This is a genomic window from Curtobacterium sp. BRD11 (assembly GCF_031844345.1).
Taxonomy (GTDB): Bacteria; Actinomycetota; Actinomycetes; order Actinomycetales; family Microbacteriaceae; genus Curtobacterium.
Genome location: NZ_JAUZUZ010000002.1, coordinates 69,041 through 84,743, shown reverse-complemented (window position 1 = coordinate 84,743; position 15,703 = coordinate 69,041). Strand labels below are relative to the sequence as shown.

The following is a 15,703-nucleotide window of genomic DNA, read 5'->3' as shown; positions in this document are numbered from 1 at the left end:
GTCACGTCCCGTGCACCGGCGCACGCCCGGGAGGCCCTGGTCGCGTCAGACACGCAGCCGCAGTCCCTGCGGGGTCGCCGTGAACCCCGCCTCGCGCAGTGCCGACCCGAGCGGCGTCTCCAGCACGAAGTCGCCGTCCACCCGCTCCACCGAGAGCTTCCGCAGCCCGCTCCGCACGGTGGCGGCGATCGAACGCGCCGCGACCGCGAGGTCCGCCGGGTCGTCGGTGAAGGTCAGGACGGACTTCCCGCCGCGCTCGACGTAGACCGCGAGGCGGCCGTCGACCGTGGTCACGAGGGCCCCGGCCTTCCGCCCCGGTCGGTGTCCGCGACCGCTCGTCGACGTCGACCGGCTGGCGGGGACGGCCGCACCGCGGGCGCCCGTCGGAGCGGCGTCGGCCGCGGGACCGGGAGCAGCGGGGTCGGCGTCCGGGTCGGCGGGGGCGTCGTCCGACGGCCACGGCAGCGCCGCACCGTACGGGTTCGCCGGGTCCGTCGCCGCGAGCGTGAGTGCCTGGCGTTCGCGGTCCGGGTCGGCGCGCTCGTCGTCGTCGAGGTCGCGTGCGTAGGTCCGGAGCCGGTCCACGGTCGGGCTCGTCGCGAACTGTGCCGCCCCGAGCCCCTCGACGAAGTACCCGCGGCGTGCCCGGCCGGACTCCTCGAACCGGCTGAGCACCCGGTAGACACCGGCGAACCCGCCACGGACGCCCTCGACCTGCACGGCACCGCGGGTCACGACGCCGTAGCGCTCGAGCAGCTGCTCGGCGGTCGCTGCCGCACGCAGCGTCGAGTCGGACTCGGCGAGCGGCAGGATCGACCACCGACCACCCACGGACGGCGGACCGGACTGCGACGGCAGCGTCGGCCGACGCCGCCCGCGGTACGCCCGGGCCCGCGGCGCGCTCGTCGACCTCGCCTTGCCGCCGAGCATCGACCGCAGCGGCGCGAACGTGTCGTTCGTGACCTGTCCGGCCCAGACCAGGTCCCACAGCGCGGTCGTCAGGGCCTGGTCGTCCGTGCTGCCGACCGCCTGGCCGAGCTGCCGGAAGAAGTAGGCACCACCGCCGGCCAGCGCTCCGAGGACGTCGCGCTGCAGCTCGGTGGTCTCGCCGCCGTCGGGCTCCGCCAGGGTCGTCGACGCGGTCTCGGCGAGGTGCAGGCGCACCCAGCCGTCGTTCCCGGGCAGCGTGCCGCCGCCCGACCACAGGACCTCGCCGGTGGCGGTCAGCTCGTCGAGCATGCTCGTGGAGTAGTCGCTCACGCGGGACGGCAGCACGAGGGTCTCCCACGAGCTCGCGGGCAGGGCGACGCCGGCCAGCTGGTCGATGACCTGCAGCACCCCGTCGACCCCGCGCAGCCCGCCGCGGGTGCCGGGCGCCTGGACGTGCTGCCACGCCGGCAGGAACCGGGCGAGGGTGTCCGGCGACACCGGCTCGACCTCGTGCCGGAGCGCGGCGAGGGACTTCGTCCGGATGCGGCGGAGCACCTCGGCGTCGCACCACTCGGCGCCCTGGCGGTCCGGGCGGAACTCGCCCTCGATCACGCGGCGGTCGGCGACCAGGCGGCGCAGGGTGTCCTGCACGACGGCGATGCCGAGGCCGAGCCGGCTCGCGGCCTCCTGCGCGGCGAACGGTCCGTGCGACCGGGCGTACCGGCCGACCAGGTCGCCGAGCGGGTCCGCGACGGGTTCGACGAAGGCGGTCGGCACGCCGATCGGCAGCGGGACGCCGAGGGCGTCGCGGAGGCGGGAGGCGTCCTCGATCACCGACCAGCGCGTCGCACCGCCCTGCGTGAACGACAGCACACGACGGTCGCGCTCGAGGGTCTCCAGCGCCGACCGGACGGTCGCACGCGCGGCGTCGGGGTCAGCGGCGTCGGCCACCCAGCTGCGGGCGACGAGCTCGTCCAGCTCGAGGGCGCCGACGAGCCGCAGCACGTCGACGAGCCCCTCGGTGTCGCGCGCTCGACGGTCGGGGGAGAGCCGCTGCAGGTCGCGCTCGACGGAGGCGATGACCGCCGGGTCGAGGAGCTCGCGGAGCTCGGCCCGTCCGAGCAGCTCTCCGAGCAGCGTCGAGTCGAGCGACAGTGCCGCCGCCCGGCGCTCGGCCAGCGGCGAGTCGCCCTCGTACATGAAGGCCGCGACGTACCCGAACAGGATCGACCGGGCGAACGGCGACGGCTGCTCGGTCTCGCGCTCGACCAGGCGGATGCGGCGCTCGGCGATCTGGTCCGAGATGCCGAGCAGCGCCGGCACGTCGTAGACGTCCTGCAGGACCTCGCGCACGGTCTCGAGCACGATCGGGAACGTCGGGTACTTCCGCGCGACCTCGAGCAGCTGCGACGCCCGCTGGCGCTGCTGCCAGAGCGGCGACCGCTGCCCGGGGTTCCGCCGCGGCAGGAGCAGGGCCCGGGCCGCGCACTCGCGGAAGCGGGCGGCGAAGAGCGCCGAGCCGCCGACCTCGTCGGTGACGAGCGCCTCGAGGTCGTCGCGCTCGAACACGAACAGGTCGGCGCCGGGCGGTTCCGCGTCGGTCTCCGGGATCCGCACCACGATGCCGTCGTCGGCCGCCATCGCGTCGCCGTCGATGCCGTGCCGCTCGCGCAGCCGGGCGCCGACCGCCAGGGCCCACGGCGCGTGCACCTGCATGCCGTACGGCGAGTGCAGGATGAGCCGCCAGTCGCCGAGCTCGTCGCGGAACCGCTCGACCACGAGCGTGGTGTCGTTCGGCACGTGACCGGTCGCCGCACGCTGGTCGCGCAGGAAGGTCAGCAGGTTCGTCACGGCCCGCTCGTCCAGCCCGCCGGAGGCGACCCGGGCACGCGCGTCGTCGTCGGAGGCCGCGTCGACCTCGCGCACGAACGCACCGGTCGCCCGTCCCAGCTCGGCGGGACGACCGATGCCGTCGCCCTTCCAGAACGGGACCCGCCCGGGCTGCCCGAACGCCGGGCTGACGATGACCCGGTCGTGCGTGATCTCCTCGATGCGCCAGCTCGTCGCGCCGAGGGCGAAGACGTCGCCGACGCGGGACTCGTAGACCATCTCCTCGTCGAGCTCGCCGACGCGCGACGCCTTCTCGCCGACCATGAAGACGCCGAACATGCCGCGGTCCGGGATCGTGCCACCGCTCGTCACCGCGAGCCGCTGGGCGCCCGGACGCCCGGTCAGGGTGCCGTGCACGCGGTCCCACACCAGGCGCGGCCGGAGTTCGGCGAACTCGTCGCTCGGGTACCGCCCGGTCACCAGGTCGAGCGTCGCCTCGAACGCCGACCGCGGCAGCGAGCTGAACGGGGCGCTCCGCCGCACGAGCTCGAACCAGTGCTCCACCTCGACGGTGTCGATCGACCCGGCGGCCACGGTGTGCTGCGCGAGGACGTCGAGCGGGTTCGCGGGCACCGAGATCGACTCGATCTGCCCGGAGACCATGCGCTCGACGGTGACCGCGCTGTTCACGAGGTCGGCGCGGTGCTTGGGGAACAGCACGCCGCGGGAGATCTCGCCGACCTGGTGTCCGGCGCGACCGACGCGCTGCAGGCCGCTGGCGACCGACGGCGGGGCCTCGACCTGGACCACGAGGTCGACCTCGCCCATGTCGATGCCGAGCTCGAGCGAGCTGGTCGCGACGACGCAGCGCAGACGTCCGGACTTCAGGTCGTCCTCGATGATCGCGCGCTGGTCCTTCGACACGGAGCCGTGGTGGGCGCGGGCGAGCACCGGGACCGACGGGTCGGAGCCGCCGCCCTCGGTCTGTCCGGACTGCCCGACGAGCTGCGCCGGCGGTCGCTTCGGCTGTGCGACGGGCGCGTGCGCGGACGCCCGTCCGGGGGACTGCGTGACGGGAGCCGACCCGGCCACCGCGCCCACGGCCTCCGCGCCCACGACCTCCGGGGCGCCGACCGCAGCCGTGCCCACACCCGCCGTGTCGACGGCCGCGAGCACGCGTTCCTCGTGGATCTCGTTGAGCCGTGCCGTCAGGCGTTCCGCGAGTCGGCGCGAGTTGGCGAACACGATCGTCGAGCGGTGCTCCTCGATGAGGTCGACGACGCGTTCCTCGACGTGGGGCCAGATCGAGCCGTTCGTCGGTGACTCGGTCGCGTCGGCACCGACCGGCGGGGCCCCGAGCTCGGTCATGTCGTCGACCGGCACGACCACGCGCAGGTCGAAGGTCTTCTGCGCCGGCGGGGCGATGATCGACACGGGCGCGCGGCCGCCGAGGAACCGGGCGACCTCCTCCGCGGGGCGCACGGTCGCGGACAGGCCGATCCGCTGCACGGGCTTCTCGAGCAGGTCGTCGAGGCGCTCGAGCGAGACCGCCAGGTGTGCGCCGCGCTTGGTCGAGGCGACCGCGTGGACCTCGTCCACGATGACGGTGTCGACGTTCACCAGGGTCTCGCGCGCCCGCGACGTGAGCATGAGGTAGAGCGACTCGGGCGTCGTGATGAGGATGTCCGGCGGCTGCCGCAGGAGCCGCTGCCGGTCGGACGACGGGGTGTCACCGCTCCGGACGCCCACCGTGACCTCGGGCGGTTCCGTCCCGAGCCGACGCGCGGTCTGCGTGATGCCGACGAGCGGGCTGCGGAGGTTCCGCTCGACGTCGACACCGAGGGCCTTGAGCGGGGAGACGTACAGCACGCGGGTGCGCTGCTTCGCCGGCGGACGGTCGCTCGCGCTGATGAGCCGGTCGATCGACCAGAGGAACGACGCCAGCGTCTTGCCGGAGCCGGTCGGGGCGACCACGAGCGCGTGCTGCCCGGTGGAGATCGCGTCCCACGCGCCCGCCTGCGCCGCGGTCGGGCCGGGGAACGCGCCGCGGAACCACTCCGCGGTCGCGGGGGAGAAGCGCTCGAGGACGTCCGTCATGGTCCGTCCCATCCTGCCCGTCGCCACCGACAGCGGTCCGAGGGAGGACGGGTGCTTGACAGGCCGATCCGTAGCGATCTATCGTTGACCCATCGCGATAGGAACACAACGCATCGCGAGCTCACGTCACCACCGACAGGAAGGAGTCATCATGCGCCCCTCGTACGATGACCTCGACAGCACCACGCCCCGCCGCGGCCCCCGCGGCACCGGTCCGCGCGGCCCCCGCTTCGGCGGCGCGCGGCAGCACCACGGCCACGGCTTCCCCGGCCGCGACCGCGGCGACCACGACCACGGCGGACGCGGCGGCTTCGGCCCCGGGTTCGGCGGACGCGGCGGCTTCGGCCCGGGCTTCGGTCCCGGCTTCGGCGGCGGCCCCGGCTTCGGGCGCGAGCGCCGCCGTCGCGGCGACGTCCGCCTCGCGATCCTCGGGCTGCTCGCCGAGGGCCCGCAGAACGGCTACGCCGTGATCAAGACCATCGCCGAGCGCACCGGCGGTGCCTGGAAGCCGAGCCCCGGCTCGGTCTACCCGACGTTCCAGCAGCTCGTCGACGAGGACCTCGTCGTCTCGAACGGCGACGGCCGCAAGACGCTCTTCGAGCTCACCGACGCCGGCCGCGCCGAGGCCGAGGCGAAGGCGGACGAGATCGCCGCCGCATTCGACGCCGCGCCGGGCATGCCCGACACGCAGCGCGAGTTCGTCGAGGCCCTCCGCAAGGCGATGGGGGTGCTGCACATGTACCGCACCAGCGCCTCCGACGAGCAGACCAGGGCCGCGACGGCGAAGGTCGACCAGCTCCGCAAGGACCTGCTGCAGATCCTCGCCGAGTAGCGCCGTGCCGGACGGGAGGCACGTGGCGACCCCGCCACGCGCCTCCTGGCCGTCAGTCGGTCACCCGGTCACCTTCGCGGGAGCGGCCGTCAGGACGCGTCGACGAACGCGGCCACGTCGGCGAGCTCCTCGGCGGACACCGCGTGCGGCAGGCCGACGTACGTCCGGTCGGTCACGTCCGTGTGCGTCGCGGCCCACGCCTGCGTCCGCGCGGTGGCCTCGGCCGGGATCACCGGGTCGAGGTCGCCGTGTCCCAGGAAGACCCGGGGACGGACGGCCGCGACCGCCTCGTCGCGGGAGTCGGTCACCCCGGGCACCACGAACCCGGACAACGACACCGCGAAGGCGAACGCGGCCGGTCGGGCACGCAGGAGCTGCAGCGCCATCGACCCGCCCTGCGAGAACCCGAGCAGACCGATGCGCGGGTGGTCGGCGGACACGGCGTCGATCCAGTCGAGGACACCGGCGACCGCGGCGTCGACCGGCTCGAGCGCGGGGGACCCCGGCGTGCCGAGCGGGTACCAGGAGAACCCGGGACCCCACGGCATCGGTGCGCGGAGCGATGCGACGGTCCAGACGGACGGCAGCGCGGGCGCGAGCCCGAGCAGGTCGCGCTCGTGCGACCCCACCCCGTGCATGGCCACGAGCAGGGGCGTGCCCGCGCGTTCCCCGGTCGGACGGGTCCACTGCACGATGTCCGCATCGATCACGGGGACCACGCTAGCCGTCCACGGCGACCGTGCCTCCCGCCGAACTCGCCGGGGCGACTGGTAGACACGGTGCATGGCCTCGCTGCGCACCCCCGACCCCGACTCCGGCTGGCTGTCCGACGAGGAGCTCGCCGACGTCCGTCGTCGACTCCCCATCTGCTACGTCGAGGCCCTGCCCGTCCGGACCGACGGGCTCGGTGTCGTGACCGAGGTCGGCGTGCTGCTCCGTGTCGCCCCGAGCGGCTCGATCGCGCGCACGCTCGTCTCCGGCCGCGTGATGTTCGGCGAGTCGATCCGCACGGCGCTCTTCCGGCACCTCGAGAAGGACCTCGGTCCGATGGCGTTCCCGCAGCTCCCCGCGAGCCCCACGCCCTTCACGGTGGCCGAGTACTTCCCGCTCCCCGGCGCCTCGGTGTTCACCGACGAGCGGCAGCACGCGATCTCCCTCGCGTACGTCGTCCCCGTCACCGGCACCTGCGAGCCCCGGCAGGACGCCCTCGAGCTCACGTGGATGAGCCCGATGGAGGCAGCTTCCGACGCCGTCGCCGAGGAGATGGAGGGCGGCCGCGGCGCACTCCTGCGCGCCGGCCTCGCCTCGGTCGGCGCCCTGCACTAGCCATCACATCACCGCGGCGCTCCCGGGCCGCGCCCGCGACCGAACCGACACGGTGCCCGCACACGACGAAGCCCCCGGAACCATGCGGTTCCGGGGGCTTCGCAGCTCGGTCGTGGACCGGCTTCAGTGCTTCTCGTCGCGGAGGGAGTCCGCAACGCCGTGCGCTGCGCCCTTGACGTCGTCGACACCCTGCTTGGCCGACGCCTTGGCCTGGTCGGTCTGACCCTCGGCCTTCAGCTTGTCGTTGCCGGTCAGGTTGCCAACGCCCTCCTTGACCTTGCCGACGAGCTTCTCGCCGGTGTGGTTCTCTTCGCTGCCAGCCATACGGTCTCCTTCCAACGACGGACGATTCCCCGTCGGCCACTCGCGCGGCCGTCGGTGAAGGAGAACCTACGCGCGGGGACACCCGGTGCTCCCACCGGGCGTCCAGGTTCCGGACACCGTCGCTCCGGCCGAGCGGACCGCTCAGTGGCGGTCGGCAGCCCCCGCCGGACGCGATGCGCGACGCGAGCCGCCGCGGCGACGACCGCCGCCGGACTCACCCGCACCGGAACGACCCGCTGCGTAGCCGCCCTCGGACGACCACACCGGGGCGGACCCGCCACGGACGACGTCACTCGACGCCCGACGGCTCCCGCCCGAACGACGCTGCCCACCGGCGGCCGCACCGCCCGACGCTGCAGCACCCGAGCCCGAGCCGTTGCCGCGACCGGCACCACCGGCGCGCCCGGTGCCACCAGCGGAGGCCGGAGCCCCCGCGGTGACCGGACGACCACCGCGACCACCGGCGGCGCGACCCGAGCCGCGACCGGTCGAGGCGGTCTCGGGAGCCTGCGTCGAGCCTCCCGACCGGCCGCCGCGACCACGGCGACGACCGCCGCCCGCGGACTCGGCGAGACCCGTCTCGGTCGCACGCGGCTGCCGCTGGCGCTGCTGCTGTGCGGGCTGCTCCGGAGCGAGGTGGCGGATCGGCGCGACCTCGCCGACGAGCGACGCGACGGCCGGCGAGGTCGCGGTGACCTGCTGCGGGGTGACCTTGATCGCGGCGGCACGCATCATCTGTGCGACGTCGCGGCGCTCGGCCGGCAGCGTCACGGTGACGACGTCACCCGAGGACCCGGCACGCGCGGTGCGGCCCGAACGGTGCAGGTACGCCTTGTGCTCGGTCGGCGGGTCGACGTGCACGACGAGCTCCACGTGGTCGACGTGCACACCACGGGCGGCGACGTCGGTGGCGACGAGCACGAGGGCCTCGCCGGAGGAGAACTTCGCGAGGTTCCGCTCACGCGCACCCTGCGACAGGTTGCCCTGCAGGTCGACGGCCGGGATGCCCTGGCTCGTGAGCTGCTTCGCCAGGCGCTTCGCGTGGTGCTTGGTGCGCATGAAGAGGATGCGGCGGCCGGTGCCCGAGGCGAGCGCGCGGACGAGGTCCTTCTTCGCGTCGGCGTCGGCGACCTCGAACAGGTGGTGGGTCATCGCCTCGACCGGGCTGGTCTCGTCGTCGACCGAGTGCATCACCGGGCTGTGCAGGAACTTCTTGACGAGCTTGTCCACGCCGTTGTCGAGCGTGGCCGAGAACAGCAGGCGCTGCCCCTGCTCCGGGATCGCCTGCATGATCTTCGTCACGCCGGGCAGGAAGCCCATGTCGGCCATGTGGTCGGCCTCGTCGAGGACGGTGACCTCGATGTCGCCGAGGCTCACGTGCCCCTGCTGCATGAGGTCGGCGAGGCGGCCCGGGCAGGCGACGACCACGTCGACACCGGCGCGGAGCGCGTCGACCTGACGGCCCTGGCCCACGCCGCCGAAGATCGTCGTCGTGTTGAGGCCCATCGACTTCGCGAGCGGGGCGAGGGTCGCGTCGATCTGCGTCGCGAGCTCACGGGTCGGGGCGAGCACGAGCGCACGGGGGCGGCCGGCGCGGCGCGGGCGACGGCTCGCGGCCAGACGGGCGGCCAGGGGGATCGCGAAGGCGATCGTCTTGCCGGAGCCGGTGCGCCCGCGGCCGAGCACGTCCTTGCCCTGCAGGGAGTCGGGGAGCGTGTCGGCCTGGATCGGGAACGCGGTCTCCTTGCCCTGCTGGGCGAGGGACTGGACCATCGGCGCGGGGACGCCGAGGTCGGAGAAACGGATGTCCTGGTTGGTCATGGTGACCTTTCGGGCCGGCTCGTGCCGGCCGTGGGCGCGCTGGCATGTGGCGCGCGGGCGGGAACCCCGCGTCAGCAGAGGCTGACGCGGTCGCCGCAGCAGAGAGCCTGGCACCGGGATGTCGGTGCGCGATCATCGACCGGATGAGGGTCGGGAGTCGGGGGCGTCCGTACGACGCACGAGGCGATCGGCGCCTCGAGTACCACCAGCATAGCGGGTGCTCGTCGAACGAGCCGGGGCCGTTCGCGTCGGGCGTGCGATGTGGCGTGCGACGGGGCGTGCGATGATCCCGTGGTGCGCACGCGATCCGTCCTCCTGACCACCGCGATCGCGCTGGTCGCCGTCCTCGGCAGCGCAGGCTGTGCCGAGGCCGCGACACCCGCCGGGTCGACGGCCTCCTCGTACCGGAACCTGCCGACCTCGGGGCGCCCCGACTACCAGCTCGGCGGTGGGTACACGCCGCCGTCCGGGGTGACGATCGTCGAGCGGGACAGCACCGACCGCCCGGCCGCCGGGAAGTACTCCGTCTGTTACGTCAACGGCTTCCAGACCCAGCCGGGAGCGCTCGCCGGGTGGGAGCGCCGGGCGCCGTCGGCGCTGCTGCGCGACGGTTCCGGCGAGCTCGTGGCCGACCCGGGCTGGCCGGACGAGGTGCTCCTCGACACCCGGACCGCCGCGAAGCGCGCCGCGATCACGAAGGAGCTCACGAAGTCGGTCGCGCGGTGCGCCGACCGCGGGTTCGCCGCCGTCGAGTTCGACAACCTCGACTCGTGGACACGGTCGGGGAAGCGACTGACCCGCGCGGGGAACCTCGCGCTGGCGGCGACGCTCGTCCGGCTCGGGCACGACCGCGGTCTGGCCGTCGGGCAGAAGAACACGCCGCAGCTCGGGAAGGCCGGGCGGCAGTCGACGGGCTTCGACTTCGTCGTCGCCGAGGAGTGCGTGCAGTACGACGAGTGCTCGGCCTACACGGCCGCGTACGGGAAGCGCGTGGTCGACGTCGAGTACGCGGACACGCTCGACCGCTCGTGGGCATCGGTGTGCCGCCTGCGCGACCGCCCGGCCATGACGATCCTGCGGGACCGCGACCTGGTCACCCCGGCGTCGGACGAGTACGTCTTCGAGCACTGCTGAGGACCCCGTCCGGTCCCGTCCCGCCCGGCGCGACGCAACGTCGGCGGCAGTGCGCAGGAGCACAGCGCTGCGAGACCTCGCCGACGTTGCGTGTCGCGGAGGGCGCGCACGGCGGTCGGCCGGGAGGCACGGTGTGCCTTCCGCCCCGCGCGTCGCGGACGGCGGGCGGTCGCCTCAGGCGGGCCAGGCGTCGCGCAGTGCCGCTGCGGCCTGGTCGGCGGACAACCCGGCCGCTCGCGCGGCGGCGGCCAGGGCGTGCGCTGCCCCGGCGACGGCGTCGGGCACCTCGGCCGGCCGCACCACCCGCGTGCCGGCGCCCCGGGCGGTGTGCACGAGCCCGGCCTCCTCGAGCAGCTGGTAGGCCTTCGCGACGGTGCCCGCGGCGAGCGAGAGCTCCTCGGCCAGGGCGCGCACGCTCGGCAGGCGCTCCCCGTCCACCAGGTACCCGGCGGCGATCTGCGCCGCGATCTGCGAACGGACCTGCTCGAAGGGCGGCACCCGGCCGCCCGCGTCGAGTGCCACGAGTCCCGTCATGCGATCCACCCTTGCGTCCTGTCCGTGTGCTCGTGCGTGCGTCGTGTCAGAAGTCGTACTGCTCGCCGACCGGGATCGGCACGGCGACGGTGTTGCCCGGGGGCGCGAGGGGGCACGCCCACGCCGGGTCGTACGCGCACGAGGGGTTGTACGCGAAGTTGAAGTCGAGGACGAGCTCGCCGTCGTCGCCGCCGAGGTCCGCACCCTTGATCGTGTCGAGCAGGTACCGCCCACCGCCGTAGGTGCCGCGGGCACGACCGGCGCTGGCGTCCTTCACGGGCACGAAGAGCCCGCCCGCGTAGCCGCCGTGCGACCAGACGTCGAGCGTGCCGATGCCCGGCAGCCGCACGACACCGAGCCGGTCGAAGTGCACGACGCCGTCGGTGCCCGTCTCCACGTCCATCGCACGGGGCTCGGCGGACTCGATGCGCGCGCGGAACCGCCACTCGGGGTCGTAGTCGGGCACGGGCAGCGCCTCGAAGTCGCGGGCGTCCTCGTCGAGCAGCGGACTGGCCGGGTGCTCGGCGAACATCGCGTCGCGGGTCTCGCGCCACATCGCGTGCGCGGTCTCGGGGTCGGCCGTCGCCCGCACCCGGCGGTACAGGTCGAACGTCATCCGCCGCCAGTCCACGGTGGCGAGGGTGCTGTGCACACGGTCCTGGGCCCTCGGCTCCTGCGTCTGGCTCACGAGGACGAGCGTACGCCCGGGTGCTCCGGACCCGCCAGCGACGGGCCGGGGCTGTGGACGGTCCCCTGCGGGTGCTCCCGTGACGGCCCTGGCACACTGGTCGGACAGCGACCGACGAGGGGACGGGCGACGTGACCAGGGGAACGACGACCAGACGGACCGCCGCCGCGCGGACCACGGCGGGACGGGCGGCACCACGCGTGCACCGCTCGATCGCCCCGATCGTGGCGGGTCTGACCCTCGTCGCGGTCCTGAGCGGGTGCACGGTGTCCGCCTCCGCGAACCGGACGGTGTCGCCGTCGGGGTTCGAGGACGTGGTGGCCGACGCACTCGAACGCGAGGTCGGTCAGCGTCCGCTGGTCGACTGCGGCACGGACCCGATCGACCTGGTCGAGGGGGACACCGTGCACTGCGAGATCGGTGCCGAGGGTGACACGACCGTGTACGACTCCGTCGTCGAGGTGCGTGACGTCGACGGCACGGACTACGCCGTCCACGTGCAGGTGGACGAGCAGCCGAAGTCCTGACGGACGTCGCGCGTCAGTGCCCGGGACGGCCCCACGACGGGGCGAGCTGCCGCATCCGGAGCGCACGCCACTGCCAGATGACCCACATGCCCGGCCAGAGTGCGGCCCCGAGGAGCGTGGGGCGCATCCGGTAGGTGAGCCGGTCGAGCAGCAGGGTCCGCCCGTCACCGAGGTCGACGGTGGCCATCCGGTGCCGCATGGTCATCCGCCCGAAGAGCCCCGAGGTGCCACCTCCGTTGTCGCGTTGCACCGGCACCCCGTCGACCTCGTACAGGTCGATGTCGACGTGCGTGTCGCCGCTCGGCACGACCCCGAGGGCGTCGGCGGTGATCGGGTGCGGGACGCCGGGGGTCCAGCGCTCCGGGAGTCCCTCCGGTGACCGTGAGCGGTAGACGAGGAACGGCTTCGTGACGGCGACCATCACCGAGGGCGACAGCAGGGCGTCGCGGACGGCGTCGACCGGGGCGTCGAGGACGATGCGGAGACCGACGTGCATGCTGCGGACGCTACGCCGTGGCGCTGGGCGGGCGACGTCCCCGCGGGGGACGGTGCACCCGTGCGTCCGACGGGTCAGGCGTGCCGGGCGGCCCGACGCCGTGCGCCCTCGGCACGGTCCCGCGTGCGCAGGCGCTCGGTGAGCGACAGGCGCACGGTCGGCCACTCGGTGGCGGTGATCGAGAAGACCACGGTGTCGCGCAGCGTGCCGTCCCGGCCGATCGAGTGGCTGCGCAGGACGCCGTCCTGCTTCGCGCCGAGCGAGGCGATCGCCGCCCGCGACTGCTGGTTGTGCCAGTGCGTCCGGAACTCGACGGCGATGCAGTCCCAGGTGTCGAACGCGTGCGAGAGCAGGAGCAGCTTCGCCTCGGTGTTGATCCCGCTCCGCTGTGCCGCCCGCGCCAGGAAGGTGTAGCCGATCTCGACGCGACGGTTGGCGGTGTCGATGTTCGCGAAGGTGGTCGCCCCGACGACGCGACCGGTCGGGCGGTCACGGATCGCGAAGGGCACCATCCGCCCCGCCGCGTGCTCGCCGAGCCGCCGGTCGATCTCGGCCTCGACCCGGTCGGGGGCCGGCACCGAGGTGTACCAGGTGCGCCAGAGGTCGCCGTCCGCCACCGCCGCCCGCAGGTCGTCCGCGTGCTCGGCCGCCAGGGGCTCGAGGGTGACGCGGTCGCCGGTCAGCGTGGGGACGGTGGCGATCTCCATGGTCACCGATCCTACGGTCGCGGCACCGACAGCGGGGTCGAGCGGGCACAGGCTGTGGACCGGGCTCCTGTGGGGACGGACAGGGACCGCCGGGGACGGACCGGGACGGACGGGGACGGCCCGCGGCTATCGTGGACCGGTGGCAGCACGCACCCAGGAGCAGTACCAGGTCCGGTTCGCGTGGGGGAGCGCCGGTGCCGACCGGATCGCGCACGGCACGCACCTCGTGGTGTGGGTGGACGTCCTGCCGGAACCGTCCGGGGGCGGGGCCGACCCCGCGGCACGGGCGCGGGCCGCGGCAGCCCTGCTGCCCGACGGCCCGGAGGTCGTGCTCGGCCACCTCGGCAACGCGGCGGCGGTCGCGGAACGCGTGACGAGCCTCCAGGCCGAGCGCGGGGACCGGTGCGTCGTCGCGGTCGTCGCCGCGGGCCGCACCACCGACCCCGGCGTCACCGTCGCGGACGCCGCCGGGGAGCCGGCGGACGGCGCGGAGACGCCGGAGCCCGCGGTCGAGGACCTGCTCGCCGCCGGGGCCGTCGTCGACGCCCTCGTCACGGTCGGCATCGACCACACCTCGCCCGAGGCGGCCACCGCCTGCGCCGCGTACACGGGACTCCGTCGCGCGGTGCGGCACCTCGTGAGCGCCGCGGAGGGTGCGGCGGACCTGGACCGGGAGACGGTGCACGCGGCGCTCGCCGCGGGGCCCGAGCTCGTCGTCCTGCGGGAATCCGGCACCCGGGCGTAGCGTTCCCGATCGGGACCGGCGTCGCCAGGACGCCGCTGATCGCAAGGAGCACGTCATGAAGGCAGTCGTCGGCGACACCGTGATCGCGGAGGCTCCGCAGGAGGACCTCATCCAGATCGAGGGGAACTGGTACTTCCCGCCGTCGAGCGTGGCGCCGGAGTTCTTCTCGGAGAGCGACACCCAGTACCACTGCCCGTGGAAGGGCGACACGCAGTACTACACCGTCACGGTCGACGGTCAGGCGCTGCCGGACCGCGCCTGGACCTACCCCACGCCGATCCCGTCGTCGTTCGACCGGGTCGGCAAGGACTACTCGGGCTACTACGCCTTCTGGAAGGAAGTCCGCGTCGTCGACTGACACGGGGACGACCCGGTCGTCGCCGTCCGGCGGGTTCAGCCGGCCAGCGTCAGCACCACGAGCGCCACGTTGAGGGCGACGATCACCAGCGCGATGACACCCGCGACCACGCGGGTGGTCATCGCGTTGACGTCTGCGCCCATGATGCTCCGCCGTGACGTGTAGACCACGAGCGGCACGATCGCGAAGGCGATGCCGAAGCTCAGCACCACCTGGCTGAGCACGAGGAGCATCGTCGGGTCCGCGCCGACGGCCAGGAGCACCACGGCGGGCAGCAGCGTGACGAGCCGGCGTACCGCGACCGGGATGCGGACGTGCAGCAGCCCGTGCATGATCTCCGCGCCGGCCATGCAGCCCACCGAGGTCGACGCCAGACCGGACGCGAGCAGGCCGACCGCGAACAGCACGCCCACGACGGGGCCGACGTTCGCCGCGATCGCGGCCTGCGCGCCGGGGATGGTGTCGGTGCCCGCGACCCCGGGCAGCGTGGCGGCGGCGAGCACGAGCATGCAGACGTTGACACCGCCCGCGACGATGAGGGCCAGCCCGACGTCCCACCGCGTCGCGACGAGCACCCGGCGGCGCTCCGGCCCGGCGGGGACGTCGCCGTGCCGGTCCCGTGCCAGGGCCGAGTGCAGGTAGACCGCGTGCGGCATCACCGTCGCACCGAGCATGGAGGCGGCGAGGAGCACCGACTGCGCGCCCTCGAACCGGGGGACCAGGCCGCTGACGAGCTCGCCGGGGGAGACCTGCGCGGACAGCAGGCCCGCGCAGAAGCCGACGGTCAGGACCGCGAGCATCGTCGTCACCACCGCCTCGAACGTGCGGGTGCCCCGGCGGCTGTGCAGGAGCAGGATCGCCATCGAGACCACGCCGGTGAGCACGCCGCCGACGACGAGCGGCAGGCCGAACAGCAGGTGCAGCGCGAGCGCCCCGCCGATGACCTCGGCGACGTCGGTCGCAGCGGCGACGACCTCGGCCTGGGCCCAGAAGAGCAGGCGCGGGGTGCGACGCATCCGCAGGCCCAGGTGTTCCGGCAGCGACCTCCCGGTGACGACCCCGAGCTTCGCCGACAGGTACTGGACCACGACGGCACTGGCGTTCGCGGCGACGAGCACCCAGAGCAGCAGGTACCCGTACTGTGCACCGGCGGTCAGGTTCGCCGCGACGTTGCCCGGGTCGACGTAGGCGATCGCGGCGACGAAGGCGGGCCCGAGCAGCGTGAGGCCGGCGGCACGGCGACGCGGCCGACCGGGACCGGGTCCGCCGGTGCCGTCGTCGAGACGTCCGGAGGGGGCACGGCGGGCGGCGGCGGTGTCGGACATGCCGACAGCCTGCCAGGTTTCGGCGGGCC

Annotated in this window: 15 protein-coding genes; 6 read left to right on the top strand and 9 right to left on the bottom strand. The window is 74.2% G+C overall.

Annotation, left to right across the window (positions count from 1 at the left end; translation table 11 throughout):
* Positions 1-45: 45 nt before the first annotated feature.
* Entirely contained in the window at positions 46-4,857 is a 4,812-nt protein-coding gene (locus Q9R28_RS04855; RefSeq protein ID WP_311205577.1) for a DEAD/DEAH box helicase, read from the bottom strand.
* A 151-nt stretch (positions 4,858-5,008) separates the two neighbouring features.
* Here Q9R28_RS04855 and Q9R28_RS04850 point away from each other — a divergent pair, with 151 nt between their 5' ends.
* On the top strand, positions 5,009-5,689 hold the full coding sequence (locus Q9R28_RS04850) for a PadR family transcriptional regulator (RefSeq protein ID WP_066657116.1): 681 nt from the start codon (positions 5,009-5,011) through the stop codon (positions 5,687-5,689).
* A gap of 89 nt (positions 5,690-5,778) precedes the next feature.
* Here the strand turns inward: Q9R28_RS04850 and Q9R28_RS04845 are convergent, their stop codons facing one another.
* The gene (locus Q9R28_RS04845) at positions 5,779-6,399 is read right to left on the bottom strand and encodes an alpha/beta hydrolase (protein WP_271826690.1); all 621 of its coding nucleotides are present in this window, start codon (positions 6,397-6,399) and stop codon (positions 5,779-5,781) included.
* Between the two features lie 73 nt (positions 6,400-6,472).
* On the opposite strand from Q9R28_RS04845, the gene Q9R28_RS04840 reads away from it, so the two are divergent.
* Entirely contained in the window at positions 6,473-7,015 is a 543-nt protein-coding gene (locus tag Q9R28_RS04840) for an NUDIX hydrolase family protein (RefSeq protein ID WP_066657112.1), read from the top strand.
* A gap of 123 nt (positions 7,016-7,138) precedes the next feature.
* Here Q9R28_RS04840 and Q9R28_RS04835 read toward each other — a convergent pair whose 3' ends face one another.
* Positions 7,139-7,339, bottom strand: coding sequence for a CsbD family protein (locus Q9R28_RS04835; protein ID WP_066657109.1), 201 nt, complete (start codon positions 7,337-7,339; stop codon positions 7,139-7,141).
* A gap of 141 nt (positions 7,340-7,480) precedes the next feature.
* A complete protein-coding gene (locus tag Q9R28_RS04830; RefSeq protein ID WP_311205576.1) occupies positions 7,481-9,160 on the bottom strand; it encodes a DEAD/DEAH box helicase in 1,680 nt (559 codons plus the stop codon).
* 294 nt (positions 9,161-9,454) lie between these two features.
* On the opposite strand from Q9R28_RS04830, the gene Q9R28_RS04825 reads away from it, so the two are divergent.
* Positions 9,455-10,294, top strand: coding sequence for an endo alpha-1,4 polygalactosaminidase (locus tag Q9R28_RS04825; RefSeq protein WP_209684890.1), 840 nt, complete (start codon positions 9,455-9,457; stop codon positions 10,292-10,294).
* Positions 10,295-10,468: 174 nt separating this feature from the next.
* Here Q9R28_RS04825 and Q9R28_RS04820 read toward each other — a convergent pair whose 3' ends face one another.
* Positions 10,469-10,828, bottom strand: coding sequence for a GntR family transcriptional regulator (locus Q9R28_RS04820; RefSeq protein WP_066657105.1), 360 nt, complete (start codon positions 10,826-10,828; stop codon positions 10,469-10,471).
* 46 nt (positions 10,829-10,874) lie between these two features.
* Positions 10,875-11,444 carry a DUF1684 domain-containing protein gene (locus Q9R28_RS04815; protein WP_209684941.1) on the bottom strand — a complete coding sequence of 190 codons (570 nt, stop codon included), beginning with the start codon at positions 11,442-11,444 and terminating at the stop codon, positions 10,875-10,877.
* A gap of 272 nt (positions 11,445-11,716) precedes the next feature.
* On the opposite strand from Q9R28_RS04815, the gene Q9R28_RS04810 reads away from it, so the two are divergent.
* Positions 11,717-12,043, top strand: coding sequence for a hypothetical protein (locus Q9R28_RS04810; protein ID WP_066657103.1), 327 nt, complete (start codon positions 11,717-11,719; stop codon positions 12,041-12,043).
* 13 nt (positions 12,044-12,056) lie between these two features.
* On the opposite strand, the gene Q9R28_RS04805 is transcribed toward Q9R28_RS04810, so the two are convergent.
* Positions 12,057-12,539: a hypothetical protein gene (locus Q9R28_RS04805; RefSeq protein WP_066657101.1), complete on the bottom strand. Its 483-nt coding sequence runs from the start codon at positions 12,537-12,539 to the stop codon at positions 12,057-12,059.
* A 74-nt stretch (positions 12,540-12,613) separates the two neighbouring features.
* Positions 12,614-13,246 carry a GNAT family N-acetyltransferase gene (locus tag Q9R28_RS04800; protein WP_066657099.1) on the bottom strand — a complete coding sequence of 211 codons (633 nt, stop codon included), beginning with the start codon at positions 13,244-13,246 and terminating at the stop codon, positions 12,614-12,616.
* A 139-nt stretch (positions 13,247-13,385) separates the two neighbouring features.
* Between Q9R28_RS04800 and Q9R28_RS04795 the strand changes: the two genes are divergently transcribed.
* Together Q9R28_RS04795 and Q9R28_RS04790 are read left to right on the top strand one after the other, a co-directional pair.
* Positions 13,386-13,991 carry a hypothetical protein gene (locus Q9R28_RS04795; RefSeq protein WP_209684891.1) on the top strand — a complete coding sequence of 202 codons (606 nt, stop codon included), beginning with the start codon at positions 13,386-13,388 and terminating at the stop codon, positions 13,989-13,991.
* A gap of 55 nt (positions 13,992-14,046) precedes the next feature.
* On the top strand, positions 14,047-14,349 hold the full coding sequence (locus tag Q9R28_RS04790; protein ID WP_066657097.1) for a DUF427 domain-containing protein: 303 nt from the start codon (positions 14,047-14,049) through the stop codon (positions 14,347-14,349).
* A 35-nt stretch (positions 14,350-14,384) separates the two neighbouring features.
* Here the strand turns inward: Q9R28_RS04790 and Q9R28_RS04785 are convergent, their stop codons facing one another.
* Entirely contained in the window at positions 14,385-15,674 is a 1,290-nt protein-coding gene (locus Q9R28_RS04785; RefSeq protein ID WP_209684893.1) for an Nramp family divalent metal transporter, read from the bottom strand.
* Positions 15,675-15,703 lie beyond the last annotated feature (29 nt).

Bases quoted from the DNA above. Each gene is read 5' to 3' on its own strand.
- Q9R28_RS04855 (WP_311205577.1), bottom strand. From the start codon at position 4,857: ATGACGGACGTCCTCGAGCGCTTCTCCCCCGCGACCGCGGAGTGGTTC.
- Q9R28_RS04850 (WP_066657116.1), top strand. From the start codon at position 5,009: ATGCGCCCCTCGTACGATGACCTCGACAGCACCACGCCCCGCCGCGGC.
- Q9R28_RS04840 (WP_066657112.1), top strand. From the start codon at position 6,473: ATGGCCTCGCTGCGCACCCCCGACCCCGACTCCGGCTGGCTGTCCGAC.
- Q9R28_RS04835 (WP_066657109.1), bottom strand. From the start codon at position 7,339: ATGGCTGGCAGCGAAGAGAACCACACCGGCGAGAAGCTCGTCGGCAAG.
- Q9R28_RS04830 (WP_311205576.1), bottom strand. From the start codon at position 9,160: ATGACCAACCAGGACATCCGTTTCTCCGACCTCGGCGTCCCCGCGCCG.
- Q9R28_RS04820 (WP_066657105.1), bottom strand. From the start codon at position 10,828: ATGACGGGACTCGTGGCACTCGACGCGGGCGGCCGGGTGCCGCCCTTC.
- Q9R28_RS04815 (WP_209684941.1), bottom strand. From the start codon at position 11,444: ATGACGTTCGACCTGTACCGCCGGGTGCGGGCGACGGCCGACCCCGAG.
- Q9R28_RS04805 (WP_066657101.1), bottom strand. From the start codon at position 12,539: ATGCACGTCGGTCTCCGCATCGTCCTCGACGCCCCGGTCGACGCCGTC.
- Q9R28_RS04800 (WP_066657099.1), bottom strand. From the start codon at position 13,246: ATGGAGATCGCCACCGTCCCCACGCTGACCGGCGACCGCGTCACCCTC.
- Q9R28_RS04790 (WP_066657097.1), top strand. From the start codon at position 14,047: ATGAAGGCAGTCGTCGGCGACACCGTGATCGCGGAGGCTCCGCAGGAG.
- Q9R28_RS04785 (WP_209684893.1), bottom strand. From the start codon at position 15,674: ATGTCCGACACCGCCGCCGCCCGCCGTGCCCCCTCCGGACGTCTCGAC.